The organism is Variovorax rhizosphaerae (assembly GCF_037889975.1).
GTDB lineage: Bacteria > Pseudomonadota > Gammaproteobacteria > Burkholderiales > Burkholderiaceae_C > Variovorax > Variovorax rhizosphaerae.
In genome coordinates this window covers 173,384-194,395 of record NZ_JBBKZT010000004.1, presented here as the reverse complement: position 1 = coordinate 194,395, position 21,012 = coordinate 173,384, and the positions used below count along the sequence as shown (strand labels likewise).

The window sequence follows — 21,012 nt, the reverse complement described above, 5'->3', positions numbered from 1 at the left end:
CATCAAATCAATCATCGGAGCGCTATGTTCGAAATCGGCGGTGAGTATTCCAGAGACGAAATCCACGAGGCGCTCGGCGGCAGCAAACAGGCTTACCTTCCCACCGTAGGGGGCAAGGTTGTGGCCGTGTGCGTCAAACCAAATTTGAACCCGCGCGCTCCAAGCGTCGTACTATGCGGGCGGGGTCCAATCATCGCCGCTGCGGGTGCCGCGCTTGCGCAACAACGCGAACCGCTTCCTGTATTCCTGAAGCGTGGGGTCAACAGATGGGAATACTGCGGAAAGCTGCGAGTAGTCGCATCGCACTACTCAGGCCCCACATTTGCCTCGCTGGTCGCCGATTCAGGACGCGAGCCATCAGACGTATCTCTTGCCGTTGAATTGGCCTAACTCAGCAGTCGAGCCGATCGCTTACGGCGGCGTCTCACCGGTCCCTTCCAACAGCGCCATCTGACGAATCGCCAATGGACAACTACCAAAATCCGGAACCAGGGACAACCTACATCAGTCCACGACTGGATGCATTTGGCAATCCAGACCGCAAGGTTCGGATAGCGACCAAGTTGTTGGAACAGCCTGAAACGTATGCGTTCGCGTCAGTCAAGGATGAATTGGTAATTCGACACAAAGAGGGTGCCAAGTCATGCATTACCGCGAAATTTTTTGAGGACAACCGCAAGACTTTCGTGCTCAGCATCCAAGGATACACGGTTGCCACAAACAAGCCACACAACGCTAGCTTCGCATTTATCGGTGAAGAAATTGGCAAACTCGTAGAGTTCCTGAACCATGTTCAGACTATGCGTTTGACGGAACGTGGCTCGCAGAAAATCACTGACGAAGATCTACGCCGGGTCGTGCTTTCCAATGCCCAAGCGCAAGCGATATTTCACGACAACCAAGAGCTTTTCGCTGAAGTACTCCGGTCAACCATCACCAAAGAAGACGTGGTCGCGGTTGGATATAGAAAGAGGCAGCTGCAAGTTTTTTGCAAGCTCCTGGAAGATCCGGACTACTTCGAAGAAGTGAAAGTGAAGAAGCAATGCAAAGACGAAGGTGTTTGGCAAAAATTTTTCGAAAAAAACCCTTGGATATTTGGTTATGGCTTGAGTTACATCCATCTATCTTCGCTTGACGAAAAAAAGCTCGAGCAGGTTGTTCATGGGCACACCTTTTCAGAGCACGGCAAGCGAGTTGATACACTTCTCCGAACCAGAGGCGTTATCTCAAGTTTGTGCTTTACTGAAATCAAGACCCACAAAACTGCCTTGCTGCAAACAAAGGCATATCGCTCCGGTTGCTGGGCCCCGTCGGACGAACTGGCAGGCGGAGTTTCGCAAGTACATGGAACCGTCGCGCTAGCCACTGAGTCCATTCGCACGAAGCTCTCAATAACTGATGACGTTGGCAACCCAACGGGCGAAGAAGCGTTCAACTTCGTTCCGAAGTCATTCATGGTCATTGGTAGCCTGCAGGAATTCGTCAGCGACAAGGGGGTCAATCAGGAGCGGTATCGCTCATTTGAACTTTTCAGACGCAATACGTCTAGCCCTGAAATCATCACGTTCGATGAGTTATATGAACGGGCCCGTTTCATCGTCGAACAGCATGAAATTTAACTGTAGGTTCCATGCGGGCAAAATTACGGGGCATTTTTGCAGGTTAATTTGGTCGTTAGATTTATGGATGCACTGAACCTGATCATCGCGCTAGTTCTCTACGGCATATTGGAGGCCGTATTGCGCATAGGTGTGTTCGCATATTTCGCCGGCTGGAAGCATGTTTCTTGGAAACTTGCATCACCCCACATATCAATGTTGGTAAGTCCTAGCTATTGGCTCGCGAGAAACTGCAAGCTAATAAATCCACCTGGGTTCAAACGTGTGGCACTGAGAGCCCGCCTAATCGCGAACTACAACCTTTGGAACCTTCTCCTCAGCACGATCATTTTTGTCGCGGTAGCAGCAACGGAGCATGAGGGCTACGGTCCATTCGGCATCTCGGTCGCACTCATCGTTTGGCGCTCAATTTCTCGCAGTTTTGAGATTGCAATCGCTTTCGGGATCGACATAACGACCTCCCGAAATGCCTCTAAATTACCAAATGAAGCGCGAATGAAGCTTGCCCTCCGCAGTTATTTGGAGATCTTCCTGTTTTCGGCCGCCCTCTACTCTGTTACATCATTGAAGTCTGAAAATATCAGCGTGTCCGTGCTTGCATCGCTATATGTTAGTACGTTAACCAACGTTTCCTATGCCGCAGACAAACTTCAAATTGCAAATTTGTTTTTTCTGCAGGTCTTTGCTACTTTGAGTCTTATCGTTCTTAGTATTGCGGGCTACCTTGGCAGGGTTAAGCGGTCAAGATGAATCTACCCTTCGTTCCAGCGAACTGCCGTGGCAATCACTGAGATGAATCCCAACGTCAGAGGCCGCACATAGGCTTCGCGACCGCGTCAATCACGAGAAGGAACACCATGGCCAAATACCTGATCTCTTTTCCAGCGCGGCGATGGTTGTGCCCCATGGCGAATTGGGAGCGGTGGGCCGCGACGCAGACGCCGTCATTAATGAGGCGAAAGCCGCTGGCGTCTACGTCTTCGCCGGCGGAATCGACGAAGACGCCCCGCCCGTTCTCGTCTCTGCTGACGGCGCGATTGCAACGGGCGGCTTTCCTTTGACGCCCACGCTCGACGGCGGCTTCACCGCGTTGGAACTGCCTTCGCGCGATGAGGCCATCGCGTGGGCGGCGCGCATCGCCCAGGCCTGTCGCGGCGACCAGGAACTGCGCGTCTTCCGGCTCGACCCGCAGTCCTGAGGGCAGCGTTGAAATAGCCAGGCAAGCGCGCCCTACTTCCGCACCTTCGCCACTTCCGCCATCAGTTCCTTCACCGTCGCCTCGCCCACGGTCGCGGTGTACTTGTCGATCACCGGCTTGACCTTCTCGCGGAGCTTGGCCACCTCGGCCAGCGGCAGTTCGCTGACGGTCATGCCGGCGGTCTTCAGCGCGGCCAGGGCGCTGTCGGCCGCACCGCGCGACACGCCGCGCTGGAAGGCCGTGGCTTCAGTGGCGGCGTCGGAGATGATCTTCTTCTCCTCGTCGCTCATCGAGTCCCAGGTCTTCTTGCTGATGATCAGCGCCTGCGGGTTGTAGATGTGGCGGGTCTGCGTGATGTGCTTCTGCACCTCCGCGAACTTGGACGACAGGATCACCGTGTTCGGATTCTCCTGGCCGTCCACCGCCTTCTGGTCGAGGGCCGGATACAGCTCGGGGAAAGGCAGCGGCGTCGCGTTGGCACCCAGCGTGTTGAACAGGTCGACGTAGATCGGCGACTGGATCACGCGGATCTTCAGGCCGGCGATGTCGTCGGCCTTGGTGATCGGGCGCTTGCTGTTGGTGAGATTCCGAAAGCCCAGGTCCCAGTAGCCGAGCCCCTTCAGGCCCTTCTCGTCCAGCTTGGCGAACAGCTTCTGGCCGAAGGGCCCGTCGGTCACGGCATCGGCTTCCTGCCCGTTGTTGAACAGGAAGGGGAAGTCGTAGACCGCGAACTCCTTCACCTGCGCGCTGAGGATGCCAGCGTTCAGCACCGTGATCTCGACCGTGCCGCCCTGCAGCGCCGACACCGTCTGCAGGTCGCCGCCGAGCGTGCCGCCCGCGAACAGCTTGACGCTGATCTTGTTGCCCGACTTGGCCGCCACCAGGTCGGCGAACTTCTGCGCGCCCTGCGCCTGCGGATGGCCGGTCTGGTTCTGGAACGCGAACTTGAGGCTGCGTTCCTTCACTTGCGCGCCGGCGCTGGCCATGGCGAGCACGGCGGCGGTGGCGATGAGCGTCTTCCAGATCTTCATGAGCAAATCTCCTGTCTTCTTGATGAATCGAAAAGCGATGGCTGGAATCAGCCGCTGAAGAAGCGGGCCGGCCAGATGACCAGTTGCGGGAACAGCACCATCAGGAACATGACTGCGAACTCCGCGATCATGAATGGCACCACGCCCTTGGTGACATCGTCCATCGATATCTTCCCGACCCCGGCCACCACGTTGAGCACCGTGCCCACCGGCGGCGTGACGAGCCCGATCGAGTTGTTGATGATGAACAGCACGCCGAAGTAGACCGGGTCGATGCCGGCAGCCTTGACGATCGGCATCAGCACCGGCGTGAGGATCAGGATGGTCGGCGTCATGTCCATCGCGGTGCCGACGATCATCACCAGCACCATGATCGCGAACATCAGCAGGATCTTGTTGCCCATGAACGGCTGCAGCAGCCCGACCACCTTCGACGGCAGGTCCGCCACGGTGATGAGCCAGGCGCTGACCATCGCCGCGGCGATGAGGAACATCACGATCGCGCTGGTCTTGGCCGCGCCGACGAAGATGCCGTACAAGTCCTTCCACGTGATCTCGCGATAGATCACGATCGACACGAACAGCGCATACACCGCAGCGACCACGGCGGCCTCGGTTGGCGTGAAGACGCCCATGCGCAGGCCGACCAGGATGATGACCGGCAGCAGCAAGGCCCACAGCGCATCGCGGAAGGCACGCATGATGTCGGCGGCCGACTTGCGCGGCGGCGGGATGATCTTCTCGCGCCGCACCAGCCAGGCCCAGGTGAGCCACAGCGCGCCGCCGATCATGAGGCCCGGCGCGATGGCCGCGAGGAACAGCTTCGAGATCGAGACGTTGGCCGCCACGCCGAAGATCACCAGACCGATGCTCGGCGGGATGACCGGGCCGATCACGCCGGTGGCGGCGATGAGGCCGGCCGAACGCGCCTTGTCGTGCCCGGCGCTCACCATCATCGGCAGCAGCAGCGCGGTCAGCGCCGCCGCATCGGCCACGGCCGAGCCCGACAGCGCCGACAGCAGGCAACCCGCCAGGATGGTCACGTAGCCGAGCCCGCCCTTCACGTGGCCTACCAGCGCCATCGCGAAATTGACGATGCGCCGCGAGAGCCCGCCGACGTTCATGACCTCGCCGGCCAGCATGAAGAAGGGCACCGCCAGCAGCGGGAAGCTGTCGGCGCCGCCGATGACGTTCTGCGCAAGGATCTGCGCGTCGAACAGGTCGAGGTGCCACATCAGCGCCACGCCGCTGGCCAGGAGCGAGAACGCGATCGGGATGCCCATGGCCATGGCCAGCAGCAGCGAGCCGACGAAGACGAGGATGGTCATGGCTTGCGGCCTCCGTGCGACGCGTCCGCGGCGTTAGTTCCGAGGATCTGCTGCAACTGCACCGACTCTTCCGACTCCTGGATCATCACCAGGTCCTTGTCGGCGATCTGTCCGGTGAGGATGCGCACCAGGTCGAGCAGCAGGATGCCGCCGGCCAGCACCGCGAACACGATGCCCACGCTGTAGACGATCGCCATCGAGGCGCCGGTGACCGGGGCAGTCACGTCCCAGTTGATGCGCGTCTGTGCCAGGCTGCCCTGGAACAGCAGCCAGGTGATGTAGATCATGATGAGGTGGCCGGCCACGGCGCAGAACTTCTTGCCGATGGGCGGCAGCTTCTGCACCACCATGTCCACGCCGAGGTGGCCATGCTCCTTCAGCGCCACGATGGCGCCGAGGAAGGTGACCCAGATGAAGAGCCAGCGCGAGACTTCCTCGGACACCGTGATGCCCGAGTTGAAGCCGTAGCGCAGCACCACGTTGCCGAACACCAGCACCACCATCACCGCGAGGAACAGCGCAATGACGGCCTCGACGACCTTGCAGGCGCGGTCGATCCAGCGGTTCATGCAGCAGCTTCGCTTTCGCGCAGGGTCTCGACCAGCGCGCGCAGGGCGGCCAGGTACGAGATCGGGCCGAGGCCCTGGATCGTTGCCTTCACGGCCGGCGAGATGATCGAATGCGCGCGCCAGCTTTCCCGTGCGGCGATGTTGGACATGTGGACCTCCAGCGTGGGGAAGGGCATGGCCTTGATGGCGTCATGCAGGGGGACGCCATGTTGCGTCAGGCCGGCAGGATTGACCAGCGCGCCCTGCGCCGCGTCGATGTTCTCGTGCAGGAAGTCGATCAGCGCGCCTTCGTGGTTCGACTGCAGGATGTCGAGCGTCACGCCGAGTTCGGTGGCCAGCTTCTGCAGCCGCTCGTTGATCTGGGCCAGCGTGGTGTGGCCGTAGATGTGCGGCTCGCGCCGGCCGAAGAGGTTGAGGTTGGGTCCGTGCAGGACGAGGATCTTCATGCTGATGTGTCCTGCGTGATCACTTGCGGATGCGCGCGAGTTCGTCGTTGTAGAGCTTGACCATGGCCGGGTCGTAGCTGGCCGCGAACTTGTCGGTGACCGGCTTGGCGATCTGGCGCATGCGGGCCTGCTCGGCGGGGCTCACCTCGTTGAATTGCATGCCCTTGGCCTGCAGCTCTCCCACCGACTTCTGTGCCGCCGCGCGGCTCACCTGGCGCTGGTAGCCGCGCGCCTCGTTGGCGGCCTCGTTCATCCACTTCTGCTCGTTGGGCGAAAGGCCATCCCAGAACTTCTTGCTGACCAGCACGATGTTGGCCGCATAGACGTGGTTGGTGGCGCTCAGGTACTTTTGCACCTCGAACATCTTGTTCGACAGGATCACCGAGTACGGATTCTCCTGGCCATCCACCGCCTTGGCCTCCAGCGCGCCGTACAGCTCGGCGAAGGGCATCGGCACCGGGTTGGCCTTGAAGGACTTGAAGGTCTCGAGGAACACCGGGTTGGGGATCACGCGGATCTTCAGGCCGTCAAGGTCCTCGGCCTTGGTGATGGGACGCTTGCTGTTGGTGACGTTGCGAAAGCCCAGGTCCCAGTAGCCCAGCGCGACCAGGCCCTTCTCCGGCAACTTGGCGATCAGCGCCTGGCCCAGCGGGCCGTCCAGCAACGCATCCGCCTGCGCGAAGTTGCTCACCGAGAACGGGAAGTCGACCAGGCCGAACTCCTTCACGATGCCCGCGAGCGAGGTGGTGGCCGGCGCCGACATCTGCTGCACGCCGCCCTGCAACGCGGACTGCTGCTGCAGTTCGTTGCCGAGTTGCGAGGCCGGGAACTCCTGCACCTTCATCTTGCCGCCACTCTTGGCGGCCAGCAGTTCGGCGAAGCGCTTGACGCCGAAGCTCACCGGATGGTCCGCATTGTTCAGGTGGCCGAAGCGGATCACGCGCTCCTGCGCCTCTTGCGCGACGGCGGAGGCGACCATGGCCAGGGACAGGCCGGCGGCGGCCAGCGAACGAAGAAGAAGGGTTCTCAAGACAGACTCCAGGGAGGAAGGATCGGGCGGGGACACGGATGCATTTCGACACGTTCATGTCCCGATGCGGGGCGATGTTAGGTTTAGTGGAAAACTTTTCCAGTAGGGAAAACACTTGCGCATTCTGGGAGTACAGTGACGGTTCCGCACCACGAGACGAGGCCCTTCCCAGCACTGCACTGCACCGGAGGCCGCGGACACCAAGACATGAGCGCAATACTTGAACGCAGCTTCAAACTGATGGAGCACCTGGCGGAGCATCCGGAAGGCCGGCCGCTCTCTTCGCTGGCGGCCGACCTCGGCATGCCGCTGAGCGCCACGCACCGCCTGCTGGTCGAACTGGTGCGCTGCGGCTATGTGCGGCAGGACCAGAGCCACGGCGACTACACGTTGACCATCAAGCTGGTGTCGCTGGGCCTGAGCTTCCTCAGCAACAGCGGCATCGTCGATGTGGCGCAACCATTGCTCGACAACCTGGCCAACGAAGCCGGCGAACTGGTGCGGCTGGCCGTGGTCGATGGCGACGACCTCACCTTCGTGGCCAAGGCCCAGGGCGCGCGGCGCGGGCTGCGCTACGACCCGGACATGGGCCTGTCGGTCAACCTGTCATGCAGTTCCGCGGGGCACGCCTGGCTCTCGACGATGACCGACGAGGAAGCGCTGGAACTGGTTGCGCGACAGGGCTTCGGCAAGCCGGGCGAATTCGGCCCCAAGGCGCCGACCACCGTGAAGGCCGTGCTGGCCTACGTGCGCGCGGCGCGCAAGCGCGGCTTCAGCATGATCAACGAGGTGTTCGCGCCGGCGATGACGGCGATGGCCGCGCCGGTGCGCATCGGCAATGGCAGGACCATCGGCGTGATCACCATCGCCGGGCCGCTGGTTCGATTGACGGAAGACCGCATGCTGGAACTCGGCCCGGCGTTGCTTGCGACGGCGGAAGACGTGGCACATGCGAGCGGCGCGTCGGCGATGTTCAAGCGCCGCGCGTGAAATGAAACCCACCCCCGCAGCGCCTGCGGCGCACCCCCTCAAGGGGGCGCACCCAGCGGCCCGGCAAAGCCGGATCCGCGGGTGCCCACGAACAGGCATTGCTCGCACTGGTTTCATGCGTCGTGGGTCACGCGATTAGCGTGGTGGAAAACTGAAATGAGCCCCGCCGCCGGGATCAGACCAGGCGCTCCCGCGCTCAATTCCGTTTGGACTCCAACGGCGTCACGCTGAGATAGAGCGGCTGCGCGCCGCGCAGGACGCGCAGCACACAGAGCTTGCCGATGCGCGATTCGTCGAGCAGGCGCTGCAGGTCGTCCACCGTGCGCACCGGCGCTCCGTCGATGCCGATGATGAGGTCGTCGGCCTTGAGTCCGGCCAACGCGGCGGGCGAGCCTTCCTGTGCGGCCGACACGCGCACCGAGGTGTCCTGCTGCACGTCCAGGAAGCGCGCCACGCGGCGCGAGATCGGCACGGTCGAGCCCGACAGCCCGATGAACGCACGCCGCACGCGGCCATGCGCGAACAGTTGCTGCACCACCCACTTGGCCGAGTTCACCGCGACGGCGAAACAGATCGCCTGCGCGCCGGGGATGATGGCCGTATTGACGCCGATCACACGGCCGCGCGTGTCGAGCAGCGGGCCGCCCGAATTGCCGGGGTTGAGTGCCGCATCGGTCTGGATCACGTTGTCGATCATCCGGCCCGTGTTCGACGGCAGCGAGCGGCCGAGCGCCGAAACGATGCCGCTCGTCACGGTGTGATTGAAGCCGAGCGGATTGCCGATCGCGATGGCCACCTGGCCGACGCGCAGTTTCGACGAGTCGCCCAGCTCGACATGCGACAGCGCACGGCTCGCGCCGATGCGCAGCACCGCCAGGTCGGTCTCGGGGTCCTCGCCGACCCATTGCGCGTCGCTGCGCGTACCGTCCGGGCGCACCACTTCGAGCGACGTCGCACCATGCACGACGTGGCTGTTGGTCAGCAGGTAGCCGTCGGGCGTGAACAGGAAACCGGAGCCGGCGCCGCCCTGTCGACCGCGTGCGGCCGTCTTGTGCGCGGCGATGTACACCACCGCGTCCTGCACCTTCTCGACGGTCGAGGCGACCGTCTCGGAGTAGGCATCGAGAAGCGCGTCGTCGCTCGTGAATTCCGGTCGTGCACCCATGATTGCTTTCCTTCCAGGTGACTCAGGTGGTGGCGGGGCTCGCAAACGCAAGGCCGGGCGTCGAGGCCAGTCGGCTCGCCGATCCGTACACCGTTGTGCTGCGCCCGGAAGCGCGCCGCCGGCCTCGCGGGGTCGTAATGTGCACGGCCCTCCCATCGGCTTGCATCGTGGACCCACGACAAGAAGCGCGGCGTCCGCGCGACGCGCGCGCGTTGACTGCGGAATCGCCGCGCCGCATCATCGGCGCCGCATTCACCCACGGAGATTCACTGAATGAAGACCATCAAGGGGCCAGCGATTTTCCTGGCCCAGTTCGCCGGCGACAGTGCACCCTTCAACTCGCTCGACGCCATCGCCGCATGGGCCGCGGGACTCGGCTACAAGGGCGTGCAGATCCCGAGCTGGGACGGTCGCCTGTTCGACCTGAAGAAGGCCGCCGAAAGCCAGACCTACTGCGACGAGGTGAAGGGCACGCTGGCTTCGCACGGGCTGGAGATCACCGAACTCTCGACGCACCTGCAGGGCCAACTCGTGGCGGTGCATCCCGCGTACGACGCCGGCTTCGATGGTTTCTCCGCGGCCGAAGTCCGCAACGATCCGGTCAAACGACAGCAATGGGCGGTCGAACAACTGCACTTCGCAGCCAAGGCTTCGGCCAACCTGGGGCTGACCGCGCATGCCACGTTCTCCGGCGCGCTCGCATGGCCCTACCTGTACTCGTGGCCGCCGCGCCCGCCGGGTCTGATCGAGGAAGCCTTCGACGAACTGGCCCGGCGCTGGTTGCCGATCCTCGATGCCTTCGACAACGCCGGCGTCGACGTCTGCTACGAGATCCATCCCGGCGAAGACCTGCACGACGGCGTGACCTACGAGATGTTCCTGGAGCGCGTCGGCGGCCACAAGCGCGCCTGCCTGCTCTACGACCCGAGCCACTTCGTGCTGCAGCAGCTCAACTACCTGGACTACATCGACCACTACCACGAGCGCATCAAGATCTTCCATGTGAAGGATGCGGAGTTCAATCCGACCGGCAAGCAAGGCGTGTACGGCGGGTTCCAGTCGTGGATCAACCGCGCCGGACGCTTCCGCTCGCTGGGCGACGGGCAGGTCGACTTCGCGGCGATCTTCTCGAAGATGGCGCAGTACGACTTCCCGGGCTGGGCGGTGCTGGAGTGGGAGTGCTGCATCAAGCACCCGGAGGACGGCGCGCGCGAAGGCGCGGCCTTCATTGCCGACCACATCATCCGCGTGGCCGACCGGGCCTTCGACGACTTCGCGGCAGGCGGCATCGACACCGCGGCCAACAAGCGGGTGCTCGGCATCGGCTGAAACAGGCCCACCCTCCGATGCGCCTGCGGCGCCCGGGCGGCTGCCAGAGGTGGCTGCTCTTGCGGGCCGTCCGAGCCTGCGCAGGCAGGCTCGGAGCCGCGGCCCTCAGCCCTCGAGGGGGCGCCCCCAGCGGCCCGGTAAAGCCCGTTCCGCGGGTGCCCACTCGCAGAGCATCCGCTCGTCGTCGCCCTGGTTCACTGAAAATGGACCACATGCTTGCCAACCTCACCCCCTTCCTGCTTCACTGGGCCATCACGGCCCTTTCCCTCTGGCTCGCGAGCCTTTTGTTCCGCGGCCTCAAGTTCGACAGCACGGGAGCGCTGATCGGTTCGGCCTTGCTGCTGGGCCTGGCCAATGCCGTCGTCAAACCCCTGCTGATCGTGCTGACGCTGCCGCTCACGCTGCTGACCTTCGGGCTGTTCCTGCTCGTGATCAACGCGTTGATGATCCTGCTGGTGGCGGCGCTGGTGCGCGGCTTCCACGTGTCGGGCTTCTGGACGGCGCTGTTCGCAAGTCTCTTCATCTCGGTGCTCAGCATCGTGATCGGCGGCTTCTTCGTGGGTGGCACGCCGGACATCCAGATCCAGATGCCCAGCAGCGGGCAGTGGCTGTAGTGGCCTGTCACAGCCAGCTCGCAAGTGCTTGCCGCGCCAAGCTTCACGCGCGAATCGACTGATAGACGGCGCTGGAAGTCAGGTTCAAGCGCCACATTTCGCTATTTTTTTGATAGCGCAAGACAACGATACGCGTTAGTGCGTACAGGCTTGGTCAGTCAATGGTCAGGCTCTTGACACGATGCTTCCCCGACCAACTGGGGACACATCCGCCATGCGCATCAAGAGTCAGACCGACTTCTTTTCAGGAGTCATGTTCGCCGCCGTCGGGGGCGCCTTCGCCATCGGCGCCACCACCTACAACATCGGAGACGGCGCCCGCATGGGGCCGGGTTACTTCCCGCTGATGCTCGGCATCATCCTGGCGATCCTCGGCGTGATCATCATGGCCGAGGGCATGATCGTCGAGACCGCGGACGGCGAGCCGATCGGCAAATGGGCCTGGAAGCCGCTGTTCTTCGTGATCGTGGCCAACCTCGCGTTCGGCGTGCTGCTCGGTGGCTTGCCGAGCATCGGCGTCCCTGCCATGGGCATGATCATCGCGATCTATGCGCTGACCATCATCTCCAGCCTCGCTGGCGAACACTTCAAGTTGCGCGACGTGCTGGTGCTCTCCACCATCCTTGCCGTCGGCAGCTACATCGCCTTCATCTGGGCGCTGAAACTCCAGATCCAGGTCTGGCCTACGTTCATCACGGGCTGAGGAGACCTGACTCATGGAACTCTTCAACAATCTCGCGCTCGGTTTCGGTGTCGCGTTCACCTTCACCAACCTGCTGTACTGCCTGGTCGGTTGCATCCTGGGCACGCTGATCGGCGTGCTGCCGGGCATCGGGCCTGTCGCGACGATCGCGATGCTGCTGCCCGCCACCTATGCGCTGCCACCCGTGTCGGCGCTGATCATGCTGGCCGGCATCTACTACGGAGCGCAGTACGGCGGCTCAACCACCGCCATCCTTGTGAACCTGCCGGGGGAATCGTCCTCGGTGGTGACCTGTATCGACGGCTACCAGATGGCGCGGCAGGGGCGCGCGGGTCCGGCACTCGCCGCCGCCGGTCTGGGCTCGTTCTTTGCGGGTTGCGTGGGCACCTTGATCCTGGCCGCGTTCGCGCCGCCGCTGACCGAACTGGCCTTCAAGTTCGGCCCGGCCGAGTACTTCTCGCTGATGTGCCTGGGCCTGATCGGCGCGGTGGTGCTGGCCTCCGGCTCGCTGATCAAGGCGGTGGCCATGATCGTGCTGGGGCTGCTGCTCGGCATCGTCGGCACCGACGTGAACTCGGGCGTGGCGCGCTTCAGCTTCGACATCCCCGAACTGACCGACGGCATCGGCTTCGTGGTGATCGCCATGGGCGTGTTCGGCTACGGCGAAATCATCGGCAACCTCTCGCAGCCCGACTCCGAACGCGAAGTGTTCACCGCCAACGTCAAGGGCCTGTGGCCCACCGCCGACGACTTCAAGCGCATGGCGCCGGCAGTGATGCGCGGCACGGCACTCGGCTCAGCCCTCGGCATCCTGCCCGGTGGCGGCGCGCTGCTGGCGGCCTTCGCGGCCTATGCGCTGGAGAAGAAGATCAAGATGCGCCCGGGCGAAGTCGCTTTCGGCAAGGGCAACATCCGCGGCGTCGCATCGCCGGAATCGGCCAACAACGCCGGTGCGCAGACCTCCTTCATCCCGCTGCTGACGCTGGGCATCCCGCCGAACGCCGTGATGGCGCTGATGGTCGGCGCGATGACCATCCACAACATCCAGCCGGGCCCGCAGGTGATGACCAGCAACCCGGAACTGTTCTGGGGCCTGATCGCCTCGATGTGGATCGGCAACGCGATGCTGATCATCCTGAACCTGCCGCTGATCGGCATGTGGATCAAGCTGCTGACCGTGCCCTACAAGTTCCTGTTCCCGGCGATCGTGCTGTTCTGCGCCATTGGCGTGTACTCGACGAACAACAACACCTTCGACATCTGGATGGTCGCTGCCTTCGGCTTCATCGGCTACCTGTTCCTCAAGCTCAAGACCGAGCCCGCGCCGCTGCTGCTGGGCTTCATCCTCGGGCCGATGATGGAAGAGAACCTGCGCCGCGCGCTGCTGCTGTCGCGCGGGACGTGGAGCGTGTTCGTGACGCGACCGCTGTCGGCGGGGCTGCTGCTGGCGGCGCTGCTGCTGCTGGGAATCGTGCTGCTGCCTTCGATCAAGGCGAAGCGGGAAGAGGCGTTCGTGGAGGAGTGAGCGCGACTCGGCCGGGCATCCCCGGTGATGCGAGGGAGCCGCCTGAGGGCGGCTTTTTTGTTGGCGCGGTGATGAACCTGATGCGATGCTGCGCCATCCCGCAGCTCGGCAAGAGCGGGGGAGATGCTTGACCCTGCGCCAGCGCTGTCCAGAATGCGTCCGATGCCTTGTGCGGCTCACATCCGACATGAATCGCCACCATGAAAGCGCCATGAAAACCCAGTACTACACCGCCTCGAGCCTCGACGGTTTCATCGCCACGGAGGACGACTCGCTCGAATGGCTCTTCCCCCTCGGCCACATCAACGACACGAGCTACCCGGCCTTCATCCAGGAGGTCGGCGCGATGGCGATGGGCTCGTCCACGTACGCGTGGATGCTCCGCCATGTCGTCAAGCCGGGGACCGGCAAGCAAGCGCCGTGGCCTTACACGCAACCGACGTGGGTGTTGTCGTCTCGCCAGCATGAGCGGGTAGAAGGGGCCGACATCCGCTTCGTGCAAGGAGATGTCCGCCCGGTCCACGAGCAGATGCGGCAGGCCGCATCGGGCAAGAACCTGTGGATCGTCGGCGGCGGGGACCTGGCGGGTCAGTTCCACGACGCGGGATTGCTGGACGAGGTCATCGTCCAGATCGGGTCGGTCACGCTGGCCACAGGCAAGCCGCTTCTCCCGCGCCGGATCACCGGAGCCGCCGCACTGCGGCTGACATCCGCGCGAAGTTTCGGCGCCGGCTTCGCGGAACTTCGATACGAGGTACCAGGAGGACGGTCATGATCGACAAGCTTCCCGCTACCGCTTGCACGCGCCGCGTGGCCATGGTTCGCACTGCGGCCCTCGCGTTTGCCCCTGCCGGGTCGTACGCCGCTGGCCGTGCGTTTCCAGCCGTGCCAGACGGCAGCTGGTACCAAGCAGCCGCTGCGCAAAAGTCGCTTGCCGAATCATGGGGCGACCAGCCCTACGGCGCCGTCGTCGTGCTGAACGGCACCCTCGCGGGCGAAGGTCCAAGCCGGGTGGTGAAGGACAAGGACATCAACGCGCATGCGGAGCGCGTGGCCATCCGCGATGCGCAGCGCCGCCTCGGGCGCGCCGACCTGGCCGGTTCGGTGCTGTACTCGACATCGCGCCCTTGCGCCTTGTGCGAAGCCGCTGCAGCGCGGGCGGGTGTCAGCCGCATGTACTTCGGCCCCGCCCTGATGGACGCGGGCCCGCCTCGATCCGTCGCACAATGAGGCCGACACAAGCACGGGAGGCCTCATGACGGATACGCTCGCCAACATCCGGAAGATCAGCAATCGACTTGCGCTGTGTCTCGGCGTACTCGTCGTGGTGGTGGTCTCGGGCGCGCTGTTCTCCAACTACGGGCCCACGGAGGACATCATCGCCGCGCCCATGGCCGCGTTCGCCGTGGGTGTGGTTGGCGGTTTCGTCGGCCTGCAGCGCCGGCTCAAGACCATGTCGGCCGATGACCTCACGCTGCTGGCCAACTCGTGGGTCTACGTCTGCCTGTCGCCACTGGTCGGCGGCATTCTGGCGATCGTGCTGTACGTGCTCTTCCTGTCCACGCTCGTCAGCGGCGACCTGTTCCCGAAGTTCGTTCCCGATGCTTCAGACGATCGCAAGGGATTTTCAAACATCTTCGCCGTGCATGGCACCGGCGTGGACTACGCAAAGATGCTGTTCTGGTCATTCATCGCAGGGTTCTCGGAGCGCTTCGTGACGGACATCGTGAGCAAGTTCGAGAATCCGCCGGCAGGAGGCAACGGGGGCTGACTCGCGTCGGACCTGCCACCCGCGGTCTCGTCGGGCCGGATTGCGTTGTTCAGGCGCTTTCCGTGCATGGAGAAAGGGCAATGCCCACCTCCACCTCGAACGGCATGCGATCCAGCACATCCGCCTGCACATCCACCCCCGGCGGCACTTCAATCAGCCGCAGCCCGTTCGGCGTCAGCTGGAACACCGCCCGTTCGGTCACGTAAAGCACCTCCTGCCCATCCGCCCGCGCCCGCGCGCCGCTGAAGGTGATGTGCCGCACCTTCTTCACCAGCTTCGACACGTCGCCATGCCGGCGGATGAACACCTCCTCGCCTTCATGCTCCACCACCAGCCCCTTCGCCTCGAAGGTGCCGCAGAACACCACCTTCTTCGCGCGCTGCGTGATGTCGACGAAGCCGCCCGGGCCGACGATGCTGTCTCCCAGCCATGACACGTTGACGTTGCCTTCCGCATCCAGCTCGCCCATGCCGAGGAAGGCGATGTCGACGCCGCCGCCGCTGAAGAAGTCGAACTGCTCGGTCGACTTGACGATGGCGCTCGGATAGCGCGTCGCGCCGAACAGGTGGCCGCCGAGCAACTCGCCGTTGTGCGGGCCTTGTTCGATGGTGGTCCAGCCGATCTCGCGGCCTTCGGCCTGGGCCACGGCGGGGATGCCATCCGGCACGCCGAAGCCGAAGTTGACGCAGGCGTCGGCGCGGAGTTCCTTCGCGGCGCGGCGCGCGATGAGATAGCGCACTCCATCCGGCAAGGGCATGGCGGCGCGAGTGTCGGGCGCGCGTTGCATGCCGCTCATGCTGAGGTCGTAGGCCGCACCGGTGGTCTGGGTCTGCGCGGCGAACTGGCAGACCATGTCGACCAGCACGCCCGGTACGCTGACATCGCGGGCCGGCGAGATGGATTCGTCGAGCACGTCGCGCACCTGCGCCAGCACCTTGCCGCCGCAGTTGTGCGCGGCCATCGCCGCGGCGAAGGCGTCCATTTCCGACGGTTCCTCGCGCGAGGTGAGGTTGCCTTGCGGATCGCAGGCGGTGCCGCGGATCAGCGCGAAGTCGACCTGGATCGGCTTGTACCAGAGCAGTTCCTTGCCGCCGAGCGTGATGACTTCGACCAGGTCTTCCGTCGCCTTGTCGTTGCAGCGCCCGCCGCCGTGGCGCGGGTCGGCAAAGGTGTGCAGGCCGATGTGCGTGACCAGCCCATGGCGCCCGGCGCCCGTTTCGCGCATCAGGGTCTGGATCGGCCCGGCCGGCAGCGTGTAGGCCTCGATCTCATTGGTGCGCGCCAGTTCCTGCATCTTCTTCGACCAGCTCCAGTGGCCGCCGATCACGCGCTTGACCATGCCCTTGTGGGCGAAGCGCGTGATGCCGGTGGCGATGCCGTCGCCGATGCCCAGGCCGTGGATCAACGTGAGATTGCGCGGATGCCCCGTGGCGAGGAAGCGCTTCTCGATCGCCTCTGCGATGTGATCCGCCTCCTGCAAGCCACCGCCGGAGCCGCTGAGCACCACGGTCGCGCCATCGAAAACTTCGCTCGCCATTTGGTCGGCGCCAACGATTCTGACTTTTTTCATTGCGTTTCCTTGTGATTGCGCTTGACCGACGGGCCAAACGTCTGCCATGATTGTAATAACTAACCAGTTACATACATCAGGGTTTCACCCTAATTCAAAGGAGACGAGCATGAAATTGACGATGGAACACACTCAAGTCGCCGACATGGCGAAGCGCTTTGCCAACGAGGTGATTCGCCCGCAAGCGGAGCGCCTGGACCGGGAAGAAGCCTTCGCCGGCGACATCTATGCAGCGATGGGCGAGAGCGGCCTGTTCGGCATCACGGTGCCTGACACCTATGGCGGCGCCGGCCTGGACTGCCTGGCCTACAGCATCGTGATGGAGGAACTGAGCCGCGGCTACGGCTCCATCGCCGACCAGTGCGGCCTGGTGGAATTGCTGACCACCCTGCTCTGCGCCCACGGCACCGACGCACAGAAAGAACAGTGGATCGAGCCACTGATCCGCGCACAGAAGCGTGGCGCCTACTGCATCACTGAAGCCGGCGCAGGCTCGGACGTGTCGGGAGTGAAGACCACCGCCGTGCGCAAGGGCGACGGCTGGGTGCTCAACGGCGCCAAGCTGTGGATCCACAACGCGCCGGTGGCCGACGTGGCCTTCGTGCTGGCCCGCACCGATCCGGCCGCCGGCAAGCGCGGCATGAGCATCTTCATCGTCGACTGCCATTCGGCCGGCGTCTCGCGCGGGCCCAAGGAACACAAGCTGGGCCAGCGCTCGTCGCAGGTTGGCGAACTGGCCTTCAACGATGTGGTGTTGCCCGCCGATGCCATGCTGGGCACCGAAGGCCGCGGCTTCCACATGATGATGAGCGTGCTGGAGAAGGGCCGAATCGGCATCGCTTCGCTGGCCGTCGGCATCCTGCAGGCTGGGCTCGATGCCTCGGTGGAACAGGCCAAGATCCGCAAGCAGTTCGGCGCGCCGATCTCCGAATTCCAGGGCATCCAATTCATGCTGGCCGACATGGCCAAGGACACCGAGGCGGCGCGGCTGCTGGTGCGCTCGGCCGCTTCGAAGATCGATGCGGGCGAGGACGCCACCGCCGCATCGTCGATGGCCAAGTGCTTTGCCGGCGATGCCGCCGTGACCCACAGCAGCAACGCGATCCAGATCTTCGGCGGCAGCGGCTACATCCGCGGGTACGAGGTCGAGCGCCTGTACCGCGACGCCAAGATCACGCAGATCTACGAGGGCACCAACCAGATCCAGCGCGTGATCATCGCGCGCAATCTTCTGAAATGAAGCCCGCCCCCGAACGCGCCTGCGGCGCCTCCCCCTCAAGGGGGCGCACCCAGCGGCCCGGCAAAGCCGGTTCCGCGGGTGCCCTGGAAATGGAACCGCATCCGTCACATGCGGTGCAACCACAACACATCAAAGCGAAGCCAATCTCACCATGAAGAAGACAGCCATCGTCAGCGGCGCATCGCGCGGCATCGGACGCGCCACCGCCCTCGCCCTCGCAGCCGAAGGCTTCGACATCGCGGCACTGGCCTGGAAGGACGGCGAGAAGCTCGATCAGCTCAAGACCGACATCCGCGCAACCGGCCGCCATTGCCAGGTCTACGAGATCGACATCGCCGATCGCGCGAGCCACCAGCCCTTCATCGATGCGGTCGTGGCCGAGTTCGGCGAGATCCACTGCATGGTCAACAACGCGGGTGTCTCCGTCATGCAGCGCGGCGACCTGCTCGAAGTCAGCGAGGAAAGCTACGACCGCTGCTTCGACACCAACACGCGCGGCACCTTCTTCCTGTCGCAGGCCGTGGCCAAGCACATGGTCGCGCAGCAGCGCCAGGATGGTGTCTACCGCAGCATGGTGTTCGTCACCTCGTCGAACGCCGCCGCCGCGACGGTGGAGCGCGGCGAGTACTGCATGTCGAAGATCGCGCTGCACATGGCGTCGCGCCTGTTCGCGATGCGCCTGGCGCCGCTGGGCATCGGCGTGTTCGAGGTGCAGCCTGGCTTGATCCTCACCGAGATGACGGCGCCGTCCAAGCCCAAGTACGACGCACTCATCGCCAATGGCATGACCATCGAGCCGCGCTGGGGCATGCCCGAAGACGTGGCCCGCGTGATCCGCACGATGGCCGCCGGCCTGCTGCCCTACACGGTGGCGCAAGAAGTTCGCGTGGACGGCGGCCTGCTGATCCAACGCTTCTGAACAACACGAATTCAAGGAGACACGACAACATGACCGAACTCAAGCTCCCCGGTGCCGACGGCCGCCTGACGCCCTACCGCCTGCAAGGCACGCCCTGGTCCGCGCAAGCACCGGCGTGCGCCTTCAACCGCGTGGTGTTCTCCGCGGCCCACGTGGTGGCGGACCCGTTTGCCGACGTGGCACCGTCCAGCGGCGGCAAGATCGACTGGGAGGCCACGCTGCAATACCGCCGCTACCTGGCCGAACTCGGTCTCGGCATCGCCGAAGCCATGGACACCGCGCAGCGCGGCATGGGCCTCTCCTGGACCGATTCGCTCACGCTGATCCGTGAAACGCAAAAGGCCCTGAGCGGCACCAACGTGCCCATCTACAGCGGCTGCGGCACCGACCACCTCGACCCGGCCACCGTGCGCACGCTCGACGACGTGACCGCTGCGTACCTCGAACAAGTCGATGCGATCCAGCAGTCCGGCGGCCGGCTGATCCTGATGGCCAGCCGCGCGCTGGCCCGTGTGGCGAAGACGCCCGACGACTATCTGAAGGTGTACCGCACGGTCCTCGCGCGTGCCGAGCATCCGGTGGTGCTGCACTGGCTCGGTTCCATGTTCGACCCGGCACTCGCCGGCTACTGGGGCACCGACGACCTCACGGCTGCACGCGACATCGCGCTGCAGGTCATTGCCGAATCCACCAGCAAGGTGGACGGCATCAAGATCTCCCTGCTCGACAAGCAACGCGAGATCGACATGCGCCGCATGCTGCCCGCCAGCGTGAAGATGTACACCGGCGACGACTTCAACTACCCCGAACTCATCGCCGGCGATGAGGTGGGCTATTCGCATGCGCTGCTCGGCATCTTCGACGCGATCGCGCCGGCCGCCTCGCACGCCCTCGCCGCCCTCGCGCAAGGCGACAAGCAACGCTTCCTCGACATCCTCGAACCCACCGTGCCGCTGTCGCGCCGCATCTTCGGCGCGCCGACGCAGTTCTACAAGACCGGTGTCGTGTTCCTCGCCTGGCTCAACGGCCACCAGTCGCACTTCGTGATGCTGGCCGGCCACCAGGCGATGCGCCCGCTGCCCTACTTCGTCGACATCTACAAGATGGCCGACCAGGCTGGGCTGCTGCGCGACCCTGAACTGGCAGCGTCGCGCATGCGTCAGTTCCTCGCGCTCTACGGCGTGCAGGCCTGAAGGAGTCAGGGCCATGGGCGAAATCCTGTCGTCGCGCGAAGGCGCGGTGCTGACGCTTCAGCTGTCGAACCCCGGCAAGGCCAACGCGCTGGACCTGAACATGCTGGGCCAGCTGGACCGGCACATCGACCAGGTCGAGCAGGACGCCAGCGTGCGCGTGGTGGTGCTGCGCGGCACGATCGGCGGCACTTTCTCGTCCGGCGCCGACATCGCGCAGTGGGCGCCGATGACGCCGGCCCAGTTCGCCAAGGAATGGATCGCGCATGGCAACCGCGTCTTCGGGCGGCTGGAAACGCTGCGCTGCCCGACCGTGTCCGCCATCGAAGGCCTCTGCTTCGGCGGCGGCCTGGAGCTGGCGCTGGCGACCGACCTGCGCGTGGCCAGCCATGCGGCGCGGCTGCGCTTCCCGGAAGTCGGCATCGGCGCGATGCCGGGCTGGGAAGGCGGCAACCGCCTCGCACGCATCGTGGGCCGCGGCCGGGCGCTGGAAGCCGTGCTGACCTGCCGCGAACTCGACGCAGCCACGGCGCAACAGTGGGGCGCGCTGAATGCCGTGTGGCCTGCGACAGGTTTCGAAACCGCGCTCGGCCGGTTCGTCGACACGCTCTGCCGCATGTCGCCCACCGCCGCCCGCTGGTCCAAGGCGGCCATCGTGAACGACCCCGACGAGCCCGCCACTTTCTACGCCGAAGCGGCCCGCGCCGTGAAAGCCAGCGCCGACGCCGCCATCGGCATCGCCGCGTTCAAGGCCAAGACAACCGCCATCTTTTGA

Annotated in this window: 23 protein-coding genes; 16 read left to right on the top strand and 7 right to left on the bottom strand. The window is 64.2% G+C overall.

The annotated features are described in order from the left end of the window. Window positions 1–24 precede the first annotated feature (24 nt). From WKW82_RS10115 to WKW82_RS10100, 4 genes are all read left to right on the top strand, one after another. On the top strand, window positions 25–390 hold the full coding sequence (locus WKW82_RS10115) for a DUF6697 family protein (RefSeq protein ID WP_340342154.1): 366 nt from the start codon (window positions 25–27) through the stop codon (window positions 388–390). A 74-nt stretch (window positions 391–464) separates the two neighbouring features. After that, entirely contained in the window at window positions 465–1,619 is a 1,155-nt protein-coding gene (locus WKW82_RS10110) for a Shedu immune nuclease family protein (RefSeq protein WP_340342153.1), read from the top strand. Window positions 1,620–1,682: 63 nt separating this feature from the next. Next, entirely contained in the window at window positions 1,683–2,369 is a 687-nt protein-coding gene (locus tag WKW82_RS10105; protein WP_340342152.1) for a hypothetical protein, read from the top strand. Window positions 2,370–2,511: 142 nt separating this feature from the next. Then, complete coding sequence (locus WKW82_RS10100; protein ID WP_340342151.1) at window positions 2,512–2,817, top strand: YciI family protein; 306 nt, start codon at window positions 2,512–2,514, stop codon at window positions 2,815–2,817. A gap of 32 nt (window positions 2,818–2,849) precedes the next feature. Here the strand turns inward: WKW82_RS10100 and WKW82_RS10095 are convergent, their stop codons facing one another. From WKW82_RS10095 to WKW82_RS10075, 5 genes are read right to left on the bottom strand one after another with little or no spacing between them, the layout of a single operon-like run. Further along, window positions 2,850–3,848 carry a TRAP transporter substrate-binding protein gene (locus WKW82_RS10095; protein WP_340342150.1) on the bottom strand — a complete coding sequence of 333 codons (999 nt, stop codon included), beginning with the start codon at window positions 3,846–3,848 and terminating at the stop codon, window positions 2,850–2,852. A 47-nt stretch (window positions 3,849–3,895) separates the two neighbouring features. Next, the gene (locus WKW82_RS10090) at window positions 3,896–5,176 is read right to left on the bottom strand and encodes a TRAP transporter large permease (RefSeq protein ID WP_340342149.1); all 1,281 of its coding nucleotides are present in this window, start codon (window positions 5,174–5,176) and stop codon (window positions 3,896–3,898) included. Next, the gene (locus tag WKW82_RS10085; RefSeq protein WP_340342148.1) at window positions 5,173–5,745 is read right to left on the bottom strand and encodes a TRAP transporter small permease; all 573 of its coding nucleotides are present in this window, start codon (window positions 5,743–5,745) and stop codon (window positions 5,173–5,175) included. Before WKW82_RS10085 ends, WKW82_RS10090 begins: the two co-directional genes overlap by 4 nt. After that, on the bottom strand, window positions 5,742–6,191 hold the full coding sequence (locus tag WKW82_RS10080) for a type II 3-dehydroquinate dehydratase (protein ID WP_340342147.1): 450 nt from the start codon (window positions 6,189–6,191) through the stop codon (window positions 5,742–5,744). The genes WKW82_RS10085 and WKW82_RS10080 overlap by 4 nt, the downstream gene beginning before the upstream one ends. Window positions 6,192–6,210: 19 nt before the next feature. Further along, the gene (locus WKW82_RS10075; protein ID WP_340342424.1) at window positions 6,211–7,170 is read right to left on the bottom strand and encodes a TRAP transporter substrate-binding protein; all 960 of its coding nucleotides are present in this window, start codon (window positions 7,168–7,170) and stop codon (window positions 6,211–6,213) included. Window positions 7,171–7,428: 258 nt separating this feature from the next. On the opposite strand from WKW82_RS10075, the gene WKW82_RS10070 reads away from it, so the two are divergent. Then, a complete protein-coding gene (locus WKW82_RS10070) occupies window positions 7,429–8,211 on the top strand; it encodes an IclR family transcriptional regulator (RefSeq protein WP_340342146.1) in 783 nt (260 codons plus the stop codon). 196 nt (window positions 8,212–8,407) lie between these two features. Here WKW82_RS10070 and WKW82_RS10065 read toward each other — a convergent pair whose 3' ends face one another. Further along, complete coding sequence (locus WKW82_RS10065; protein ID WP_340342145.1) at window positions 8,408–9,376, bottom strand: S1C family serine protease; 969 nt, start codon at window positions 9,374–9,376, stop codon at window positions 8,408–8,410. A gap of 273 nt (window positions 9,377–9,649) precedes the next feature. Between WKW82_RS10065 and WKW82_RS10060 the strand changes: the two genes are divergently transcribed. The 7 genes from WKW82_RS10060 (at window position 9,650) to WKW82_RS10030 (ending at window position 15,318) form a co-directional block, all read left to right on the top strand. Next, the gene (locus tag WKW82_RS10060) at window positions 9,650–10,705 is read left to right on the top strand and encodes a sugar phosphate isomerase/epimerase family protein (RefSeq protein WP_340342144.1); all 1,056 of its coding nucleotides are present in this window, start codon (window positions 9,650–9,652) and stop codon (window positions 10,703–10,705) included. 212 nt (window positions 10,706–10,917) lie between these two features. Next, a complete protein-coding gene (locus WKW82_RS10055; RefSeq protein WP_340342423.1) occupies window positions 10,918–11,319 on the top strand; it encodes a phage holin family protein in 402 nt (133 codons plus the stop codon). 214 nt (window positions 11,320–11,533) lie between these two features. Beyond that, window positions 11,534–12,022, top strand: coding sequence for a tripartite tricarboxylate transporter TctB family protein (locus WKW82_RS10050; RefSeq protein WP_340342143.1), 489 nt, complete (start codon window positions 11,534–11,536; stop codon window positions 12,020–12,022). A gap of 13 nt (window positions 12,023–12,035) precedes the next feature. Next, window positions 12,036–13,547, top strand: a complete 1,512-nt coding sequence (locus tag WKW82_RS10045; RefSeq protein WP_340342142.1) for a tripartite tricarboxylate transporter permease — start codon at window positions 12,036–12,038, stop codon at window positions 13,545–13,547. 211 nt (window positions 13,548–13,758) lie between these two features. Beyond that, window positions 13,759–14,322, top strand: coding sequence for a dihydrofolate reductase family protein (locus tag WKW82_RS10040; RefSeq protein ID WP_340342141.1), 564 nt, complete (start codon window positions 13,759–13,761; stop codon window positions 14,320–14,322). Further along, window positions 14,319–14,777, top strand: a complete 459-nt coding sequence (locus WKW82_RS10035; RefSeq protein WP_340342140.1) for a deaminase — start codon at window positions 14,319–14,321, stop codon at window positions 14,775–14,777. The genes WKW82_RS10040 and WKW82_RS10035 overlap by 4 nt, the downstream gene beginning before the upstream one ends. Window positions 14,778–14,802: 25 nt before the next feature. Next, window positions 14,803–15,318 (top strand): hypothetical protein, encoded by a 516-nt coding sequence (locus WKW82_RS10030; RefSeq protein ID WP_340342139.1) that lies wholly within the window; start codon window positions 14,803–14,805, stop codon window positions 15,316–15,318. A 49-nt stretch (window positions 15,319–15,367) separates the two neighbouring features. Here WKW82_RS10030 and WKW82_RS10025 read toward each other — a convergent pair whose 3' ends face one another. Next, window positions 15,368–16,888, bottom strand: coding sequence for a CoA-transferase (locus tag WKW82_RS10025; RefSeq protein ID WP_340342138.1), 1,521 nt, complete (start codon window positions 16,886–16,888; stop codon window positions 15,368–15,370). Between the two features lie 109 nt (window positions 16,889–16,997). Between WKW82_RS10025 and WKW82_RS10020 the strand changes: the two genes are divergently transcribed. The 4 genes from WKW82_RS10020 (at window position 16,998) to WKW82_RS10005 (ending at window position 21,012) form a co-directional block, all read left to right on the top strand. Further along, window positions 16,998–18,128: an acyl-CoA dehydrogenase family protein gene (locus WKW82_RS10020; protein WP_340342137.1), complete on the top strand. Its 1,131-nt coding sequence runs from the start codon at window positions 16,998–17,000 to the stop codon at window positions 18,126–18,128. 151 nt (window positions 18,129–18,279) lie between these two features. Continuing rightward, window positions 18,280–19,047 (top strand): 3-ketoacyl-ACP reductase, encoded by a 768-nt coding sequence (locus tag WKW82_RS10015; RefSeq protein WP_340342136.1) that lies wholly within the window; start codon window positions 18,280–18,282, stop codon window positions 19,045–19,047. A gap of 29 nt (window positions 19,048–19,076) precedes the next feature. Beyond that, a complete protein-coding gene (locus tag WKW82_RS10010; protein WP_340342135.1) occupies window positions 19,077–20,240 on the top strand; it encodes a dihydrodipicolinate synthase family protein in 1,164 nt (387 codons plus the stop codon). Window positions 20,241–20,253: 13 nt separating this feature from the next. Further along, window positions 20,254–21,012, top strand: coding sequence for an enoyl-CoA hydratase/isomerase family protein (locus WKW82_RS10005; protein WP_340342134.1), 759 nt, complete (start codon window positions 20,254–20,256; stop codon window positions 21,010–21,012).

Bases quoted from the DNA above. Each gene is read 5' to 3' on its own strand.
- WKW82_RS10115 (WP_340342154.1), top strand. From the start codon at position 25: ATGTTCGAAATCGGCGGTGAGTATTCCAGAGACGAAATCCACGAGGCG.
- WKW82_RS10110 (WP_340342153.1), top strand. From the start codon at position 465: ATGGACAACTACCAAAATCCGGAACCAGGGACAACCTACATCAGTCCA.
- WKW82_RS10105 (WP_340342152.1), top strand. From the start codon at position 1,683: ATGGATGCACTGAACCTGATCATCGCGCTAGTTCTCTACGGCATATTG.
- WKW82_RS10100 (WP_340342151.1), top strand. From the start codon at position 2,512: ATGGTTGTGCCCCATGGCGAATTGGGAGCGGTGGGCCGCGACGCAGAC.
- WKW82_RS10095 (WP_340342150.1), bottom strand. From the start codon at position 3,848: ATGAAGATCTGGAAGACGCTCATCGCCACCGCCGCCGTGCTCGCCATG.
- WKW82_RS10090 (WP_340342149.1), bottom strand. From the start codon at position 5,176: ATGACCATCCTCGTCTTCGTCGGCTCGCTGCTGCTGGCCATGGCCATG.
- WKW82_RS10085 (WP_340342148.1), bottom strand. From the start codon at position 5,745: ATGAACCGCTGGATCGACCGCGCCTGCAAGGTCGTCGAGGCCGTCATT.
- WKW82_RS10080 (WP_340342147.1), bottom strand. From the start codon at position 6,191: ATGAAGATCCTCGTCCTGCACGGACCCAACCTCAACCTCTTCGGCCGG.
- WKW82_RS10075 (WP_340342424.1), bottom strand. From the start codon at position 7,170: ATGGTCGCCTCCGCCGTCGCGCAAGAGGCGCAGGAGCGCGTGATCCGC.
- WKW82_RS10070 (WP_340342146.1), top strand. From the start codon at position 7,429: ATGAGCGCAATACTTGAACGCAGCTTCAAACTGATGGAGCACCTGGCG.
- WKW82_RS10065 (WP_340342145.1), bottom strand. From the start codon at position 9,376: ATGGGTGCACGACCGGAATTCACGAGCGACGACGCGCTTCTCGATGCC.
- WKW82_RS10060 (WP_340342144.1), top strand. From the start codon at position 9,650: ATGAAGACCATCAAGGGGCCAGCGATTTTCCTGGCCCAGTTCGCCGGC.
- WKW82_RS10055 (WP_340342423.1), top strand. From the start codon at position 10,918: ATGCTTGCCAACCTCACCCCCTTCCTGCTTCACTGGGCCATCACGGCC.
- WKW82_RS10050 (WP_340342143.1), top strand. From the start codon at position 11,534: ATGCGCATCAAGAGTCAGACCGACTTCTTTTCAGGAGTCATGTTCGCC.
- WKW82_RS10045 (WP_340342142.1), top strand. From the start codon at position 12,036: ATGGAACTCTTCAACAATCTCGCGCTCGGTTTCGGTGTCGCGTTCACC.
- WKW82_RS10040 (WP_340342141.1), top strand. From the start codon at position 13,759: ATGAAAACCCAGTACTACACCGCCTCGAGCCTCGACGGTTTCATCGCC.
- WKW82_RS10035 (WP_340342140.1), top strand. From the start codon at position 14,319: ATGATCGACAAGCTTCCCGCTACCGCTTGCACGCGCCGCGTGGCCATG.
- WKW82_RS10030 (WP_340342139.1), top strand. From the start codon at position 14,803: ATGACGGATACGCTCGCCAACATCCGGAAGATCAGCAATCGACTTGCG.
- WKW82_RS10025 (WP_340342138.1), bottom strand. From the start codon at position 16,888: ATGAAAAAAGTCAGAATCGTTGGCGCCGACCAAATGGCGAGCGAAGTT.
- WKW82_RS10020 (WP_340342137.1), top strand. From the start codon at position 16,998: ATGAAATTGACGATGGAACACACTCAAGTCGCCGACATGGCGAAGCGC.
- WKW82_RS10015 (WP_340342136.1), top strand. From the start codon at position 18,280: ATGAAGAAGACAGCCATCGTCAGCGGCGCATCGCGCGGCATCGGACGC.
- WKW82_RS10010 (WP_340342135.1), top strand. From the start codon at position 19,077: ATGACCGAACTCAAGCTCCCCGGTGCCGACGGCCGCCTGACGCCCTAC.
- WKW82_RS10005 (WP_340342134.1), top strand. From the start codon at position 20,254: ATGGGCGAAATCCTGTCGTCGCGCGAAGGCGCGGTGCTGACGCTTCAG.